The following is a 6211-nucleotide window of genomic DNA, read 5'->3' as shown; positions in this document are numbered from 1 at the left end:
TGGAAAGCGCCGAAGGCCTGCTGCCGCTGCTGGAGCACTGCATCAAGACCCCGGGTGTGCACGTGATCGACTGCCCGGTCGATTACAGCGAGAACGACCGCATCCTCAACAGCGAGCTGCGTGAGCGCGCCCTGGCGGTGTAAGCCCTGGCGCCCTGATCGCTGTAAGGCGGCACCCACAGGTGTTTCACGATCCTGTAGGTGCCGTCGGGTGGTGCATAGCAACCACTTTACGCCTCTTGCAATTGATCATTCTCAGGTTCTCTACTCATGGAGAACACGAGAACATGACTATTGGTTCAACACACAACCATCCTGCCGATCTGGCCATCGACCCATTACTGGCCACGCAGCCGTGGGCCGCGCGTTTCCCTAACCCCCCCGGATCTCTGCTTCGACTACCGCCGGCTTCTCGAACAAGAGGGCGGCGTCGCACGTGCCACACAACCCGATCACCGCATTTGCGTCGTCGGTGCCGGAGTTACCGGGTTGACTGCTGCCCGCGAGTTATTACGCTGTGGTTTCAACCGTATCACATTGATTGAGCAGTCCCGGCGTGTAGGCGGGCGACACCTGACGGTCGTGAACAGCTCAGCAAGCCACAAGCAACCTGCAACCCCTTTTGAAATGGGGGCGATGCGCATGCCGTTCTTCAATAGGACTGGAGAGTCGCCTAAAGAGGGGCGCTCGCTTATGGCCTATTACGCAAAACTGTTCGAGCTGCGGATTTCTGACTTCCCTAACCCAGGTACACCTTGGGTGAATGCCACGGGGATTTATCTTCGCGAAGGTCAATTAGAAGGGGAAGGTGACCCGGGTCTTTTGATCTGGCGTAATCCGTCAGGCGAAACCCCACCTCCTTCGGCAATCTTGCAACAGGTCTACGAGAAATGGCGCAATTTTGCTCAGCAATTTGCTGAACATGTTGCCGCGGTTTATGGAACGTCAAGCTGGGAGTCGCTATGGCGGGAAATCGTCGAACGCTATCATCGACTGTCGTTCAGGGATCTGGTGCATTTGCCCGCCCTTACTGCCTGGGACCCTGAAAACCCCGGTGACTTTGGCGGTTTGGGCATGAGCAGTGACGAGTCAGCCATTTTCTATGCAATCGGTATTGGCGATGGCAGCTGGGGAGCATTTTATGATGTTTGCTGCCTGTACCCGCTACGTACGGCAATCTTTGGCTTCAGCAGTCATTTGCAGTTGGTGCATGGCCGTGTGGATTCAAGAGGTGTGCCTTACACTGCGCCGCAACCTGAAGCAAACAATGTCCCTGATAGCAGGGGATTGCCGTTTCAAGGGCCTGCCTACCTCGGACTTGCGGCCCTCGACGAAAGCCTTTTGCACCTGGACGTCGGCATGGGTGGGATCTCGCTATATGAACATCTTCTGAAAACAAATGATGGGCTACTGACAGATACCTCCGTGTGTGCGGTGCAGAAGCTGAAAGATGGCCGTATTCGGGTCGGATACCGTTGGCGCTGCAGTGATCCGTTACACCAGAGCACCGAATATGAAGACTTCGACAGCGTGATCATGACCACTCCGTCATGGCTGATCGAAACCAACATCAGCCTCAACGGCTTCACTCGCCAGATGTTGCCGCAGCCGATTATCGACGCCTGGAAGCATGCCCATTGGGAGACCAGTTGCAAGGTCTATGCACCGTTGAAGAAAAGTTTCCTCGACCACAAGCCGATGCCGCAAATTCTGATCACCGATAGCTTTGTGCACGATGTCTATGCCTATCGGTACAACGATAGCTATCCAGATGACTGCATTCTCCTCAGTTATACCTGGGAGGATGACGCGACCAAACTGGCAGCCTTCTCTGATGCGGAGTTGGCGAGCAAATGCCTGAAGGAGCTCGATCGGATCCTTCTACGCTGCACCAATGTGGGGGAGGCTATTTCGCCTTACGTCGATACTCGAAATATTTGCATACAGCGTTGGATCACAGACCGAAATGCGCTCGGGTGCGCGAAGTTGTATAGGGCAGGTACCTACTTTGATGCTGTAAACCTGATGAAATACAACCGAGACCTGAGTGCGCGCTCAGGGCTGTATCTGGCTGGCGAGTCCTTTTCAGTTGACGCCGGATGGACCGAGCCGTGTTTGCGCACGGCAATCGATACGGTCATCAATCTCTGCCACAACACGTCAGCACAGTTCAATGGCGGCTTCACCCTTGAGTACTACCCACACTATCAGCTTGGGAAATAACGGCGTACGGGGCATTTTGTAGGGGGAGTCCTACTGCGATTATGTAGTTTTCCTTTGGCCCCATAGGACTCTCCTGACTGTCGCTCCCTGACCCAACATCGCTTTACTGGCGTCCTTCCAAAACAACCATAAAAAGGAAGCCGCCATGTCTGAATCCTGTTCCCCCGTCAGCCCCGTACGTATCGCTGTCATCCAGTACGACCCTCAGGTCGGTCTCGAGCACTGTGAGAACAACGTGAGCAGAGGCCTGGCATTGGCCCGGCGCGCAGCACGCGAAGGTGCCAACCTGATCGTGCTGCCTGAACTGGCCAACACGGGCTACACCTTCAACTCCCGTGCCGAAGCCTATTCCCATGCGCAGGTGCTGCGGGACGGCCCTTGCCTGAAAACCTGGGCAGACTTCGCCAAGCAATACCAGGTATACCTGGCTGCGGGGTTTGCCGAACGTGACGGGCTGAAGCTCTACGACAGTGCTGTACTGTTTGGCCCCGAAGGCCTGCTCGGGCACTACCGCAAGGCGCATCTGTGGAACCAGGAAAAGCTTTGGTTCACCCCTGGGGACCTGGGGTTCCCGGTGTTCGAGACGCCTATCGGCCGTATCGGCCTGCTGATCTGCTGGGACATCTGGTTCCCGGAAGTACCACGGGTGATGGCCGCGCAAGGCGCCGACATCATCTGCAGCCTCAACAACTGGGTATGGACCCCGCCGCCGTTGTTCGATGATGCAGGGCGTTGTATGGCCTCGTACCTGACCATGACGGCAGCCCATGTCAACAACGTTTATATCGCCGCCGCGAACCGTGTCGGCAGCGAGCGGGGCGGGCGCTTCCTGGGCTGCTCGCTGATCGCCGGTACCAATGGCTGGCCGATCGGCGAGGTGGGCAGTGCAGAAGCCGAGGAGATTATCTATGCCGATGTCGACTTGAGCAGTGCGCGCTCGGCACCGATCTGGAACAGCCTCAACGACCTGCCAAGAGACCGGCGCACCGACCTCTACGATGCCACCCTTGGCTATCGCTTGCATGCACCTATGCCACGTTGAGGAGTTGCGAATGAACACACTCCTCTTCTCACGACAGCAGTATTGGCTTGTGTTGATTTTCGGCTGCCTGCTGGTGTTTCTCGCTGCAAGCCTTGCCCATGGCCAATGGCTGGATTATGCGCATAGGGTGGCGACGCTCGATGAGCCGCTCAGCCGTTTGCGCTGGATTGTGGGTGATATCAGTGAAGTGGCTTTCTACAAGCACGAACTGCCCGCGCTGGGCTTGCTGCTGGGGGCGTGCCTGGCGCACTGGGCGCAGCTGCGAGGGTACCGGTGGCAGGGCTTTGCCATCTGCTATGGCAGCGGATTATGGCCATGGGTGTTTACCAGCTCGCTTTTGGGCTTGCTGCTCAGTCATGTGTTGTGGGGATGGACATTGGCCAGTGGCACCTGGCAACCCACCTTCGTTGCCTTCGTGTCATTGCCGGCAGCCATGGTATTGCTTTTTGGTGCGGGCTGGCGGGTGACGATCACGGGGGCACTACTGGGGGCGCTACTGGTAACACCGGCCAGCCTGCTGATGGTCAATTACCTGTGTTATCCCCTGCAGTTGCCAGTGGTAGTGGGCAATGTGAGTGGCATGGCAGTGGCAAGCGTGGTGGCCTTCATCCTGTGCAAGCGCTTTCCTTCATGGGTACGCCAATGTTGTGAACCCACCGTCGTGGAGCCGGTAGTCAAACAGCCTGATTACGGTGTGGTCTGGACTTTACGGCGGGTTCTGGCCGACTTCAGCGAAGCCCCATTCTTTGGTAATGAATTGGCCAGCCTAGGGCTATTGCTGGGTGTGTTGCTGGCTTACCTGTTGAGCCCGGCTGCCGTGTCATACGGTTCGATGCTGGTGATGCAGATGGTGGCCGGCCAGGCCCTGGCATCCCTGGTCGGGGTCGTATTCTGGCGTGGACAGTGGAAAGCCCGTGGGTGGTACCCTACCTACATTCCGATTGTGTCGATCGTCCCAGCCGCGGTGTTGACACATGGCGGCAGCTGGCAAGTGGTGGTGGCCAGTGCAGTGTTGGGGGCACTGGTGGCTCCGCCGCTGGCAGTGGCGATCACTCGGCGGTTGCCGGCCTATGTGCATGGCTACATCGGCAATGTGGTGTCGATGGCCGTCTGCACGCTGGGAATCGTGCCTGTAGTCGGATTACTTGTGGGGGGAGAAGCATGAGTGAACATTCGAGCCTGCCCAGGCTGTCGATCGCTACTCTGGGCGGCACGGTCAGTATGCAGGCCTGTGCTGTCGGGGATGGTGTAACGCCAAGCCTGGATTGTGAGCGGCAATTGCTTCAGGTTCCACAGTTGCGCGAGATGGCGCAGTTGAACGTTGCTTCATTGTGCCTGCTCCCCAGTGCATCGCTGGGTTTCGCGACGTTGCTGGAGGTGCTGGCATGGGCCCGTGGCGAGGTGGAGCGCGGAGCTCAGGCCTTGGTATTGAGCCAAGGGACCGACAGCCTTGAGGAAACGGCCTATTTCCTGGATCTGCTCTGGCCATTCGATGTGCCATTGGTGATGACCGGTGCCATGCGCTCGGCGAGTCAGCCGGGCAATGATGGGCCGGCCAACTTGTTGGCTGCGGCTCAGGTTGCATTGGCACAAGACAGCCGTGGGCGAGGTGTGCTTGTGGTCATGAATGATCAGGTCCACTGCGCGGCAAGGGTTCGCAAGACGGCCAGCCTGGCGATGGCGGCATTCGAGTCGCCCGGATGTGGCCCGTTGGGCGACGTTGTGGAGGGTGTTGTGTTGTATCGCCATCGGCCCGGGCGACGGAAAGTGTTGCCGTTACCCTATCGCACCGACCAGCGCGTTGCCCTGCTGGAAGCCTGCCTGGACGCAGACACGGCGCTGCTGCAGGCTGTGGCCACATTGGGTTATGAGGGGATGGTCATCGCCGGTTTCGGTGCTGGCCATGTTTCCGCCAGTTGGTCCGAAGTGTTGGAACACCTGGCGACCAGCTTGCCGGTCATGGTTGCTACGCGCACAGGTAGAGGGCCTACAGCCCGGGCAACCTACGGGTTTGTTGGTGCAGAGATCGACCTGCTGAAAAAAGGCGTGTACATGGCTGGGCAACTCTGCCCGCGCAAGTGCCGTATCTTGCTGTGGCTGCTGATTGGCACCGGCCGGCAACATGAGCTGCAGGACTGGTTGCACTCCTGAACGATCTGCCCGCGCGGTCGTTCGCGCGGGCAGCCCTTCCGGCGTTGCTGTGCTAGGGTGCACACACTTTTGCTTCCCAGGATTTTTACCCATGCTCCCCGTACTCAGCGAAAAAGAACTCGACCGCCTCGAAGACCTGCTGATCACCTATGGCAATGACTACTCGGTGCTGGACCTGGCCGAGCTCAATGGCTTTTTCGTCGCACTCGCCAGTTCGCCGATCACTGTCCTGCCGGAACAATGGCTGCCGGCGGTAGCGGGTGGCAAGGTACCGAAGTTCAAGAAACCCGCGCATGAGGAGGCCTACACGGCATTGATGCTGCGTTATGCCAGCCAGGTGGCAGAAGAACTGAGCAATGAGGTCGACCAGTTCGAACCGCTGCTCGAGGAACGCGAAGGCGAGCAGGGCACTGTGATCGTGATGGAGGAGTGGTGTTTCGGCTACATGCGCGGTACCCAGGTGGCCGGTTGGGGCGAGTTGCCACCGGAGCAGGCCCCGCTGCTCAAGGCCATTTCGCTACATGGGCTGGAAGATAACTTCGAGCTGCTGGACCAGATGAGCGATGAGGATATCCAGGCCTGTGTGCCGCAGGTAGTCGAGGCTGCGCGTGGGCTGTACCGACATTTCAAAAAGCTGCACTGATCGGATCGTTGGCTAGCGCTCACCTGTAGGCGCCAGCGCAAGTGTTTGGAAACCATTGTTCCGCCCCGCGAAATTATGGTTTCCCCTGCGCACTGATTCTGCTGCCAGCCGATCCAGTGCAGCATGTGCTCCATCAGCCCCATCCCGGCGCTG

Annotated in this window: 5 protein-coding genes and 1 pseudogene; all 6 read left to right on the top strand. The window is 58.4% G+C overall.

Annotation, left to right across the window (positions count from 1 at the left end; translation table 11 throughout):
• Positions 1 to 143: hypothetical protein (locus tag ACYCCG_RS07830; protein WP_177325377.1), on the top strand; the 143-nt coding region annotated here is incomplete at its 5' end.
• A 143-nt stretch (positions 144 to 286) separates the two neighbouring features.
• Positions 287 to 2222: pseudogene (locus ACYCCG_RS07825) on the top strand (flavin monoamine oxidase family protein).
• A 145-nt stretch (positions 2223 to 2367) separates the two neighbouring features.
• A complete protein-coding gene (locus ACYCCG_RS07820; protein ID WP_176685130.1) occupies positions 2368 to 3264 on the top strand; it encodes a nitrilase family protein in 897 nt (298 codons plus the stop codon).
• A 10-nt stretch (positions 3265 to 3274) separates the two neighbouring features.
• Positions 3275 to 4429, top strand: coding sequence for a hypothetical protein (locus ACYCCG_RS07815; protein WP_209967647.1), 1155 nt, complete (start codon positions 3275 to 3277; stop codon positions 4427 to 4429).
• Positions 4426 to 5415 carry an asparaginase gene (locus tag ACYCCG_RS07810; RefSeq protein WP_209967645.1) on the top strand — a complete coding sequence of 330 codons (990 nt, stop codon included), beginning with the start codon at positions 4426 to 4428 and terminating at the stop codon, positions 5413 to 5415. Before ACYCCG_RS07815 ends, ACYCCG_RS07810 begins: the two co-directional genes overlap by 4 nt.
• A gap of 91 nt (positions 5416 to 5506) precedes the next feature.
• Positions 5507 to 6058: a UPF0149 family protein gene (locus ACYCCG_RS07805; protein WP_459669972.1), complete on the top strand. Its 552-nt coding sequence runs from the start codon at positions 5507 to 5509 to the stop codon at positions 6056 to 6058.
• Positions 6059 to 6211: the final 153 nt, after the last annotated feature.

This window comes from Pseudomonas sp. VEM90 (assembly GCF_054611535.1).
This window is presented reverse-complemented; position numbering and strand designations above follow the sequence as displayed.